Origin of the sequence: Streptomyces calidiresistens (assembly GCF_014141525.1) — a bacterium.
GTDB lineage: Bacteria > Actinomycetota > Actinomycetes > Streptomycetales > Streptomycetaceae > Streptomyces > Streptomyces calidiresistens.
On sequence record NZ_VKHS01001556.1, the window covers coordinates 1 to 467 of the forward strand.

Genomic DNA, 467 nt, shown 5'->3' on the forward strand with positions numbered 1-467 from the left:
GCCCGCGCCCCCGTCCCCCCGGGGGCTCGGGGGGACGGGCGGGATCGTCTCGTCCACGGGGCGCCAGGCGGTCAGCATCCGGGTCTCCAGGTCCCACAGGTCGTGGCGGAACTCCTCCGCCGAATGGGTGTGGGTGCCGTGCACCCACAGGGCCGGCGGGTCCCGGCGGACCTCCAGGGTGAGGGTGCCGGGGGTGAGGTTGATCAGGCTCGAGAAGGTCGCGATCTCCGCCCGACTGCGGCAGCGCAGCGGCAACTCGACGATGCCGGGGGAGGTGCGGTCCCGCGGGGTCAGGATCTCCACCGTGATCACCAGGTTGGACTGCACGAAACGCAGCGCGAACAGCCACACGAAGGAGACCACGCGACGGATCCGCAGGACGATCCGGCGCGGGGTCGGGGTGCCGGTGCCGCCGGTGTCACGGCCGGCTCCGGCACCCGGGGGCGTCCGCTCGGGGGTCCCGGGGG

The 467-nt window shown here is 74.5% G+C and carries 1 protein-coding gene; it reads right to left on the reverse strand.

The window, feature by feature from the left end; all coding sequences use genetic code 11:
- On the reverse strand, nt 1–384 hold a 384-nt coding region (locus tag FOE67_RS28260), incomplete at its 3' end, for a Na+/H+ antiporter subunit E (RefSeq protein ID WP_323385663.1).
- Nucleotides 385–467: the final 83 nt, after the last annotated feature.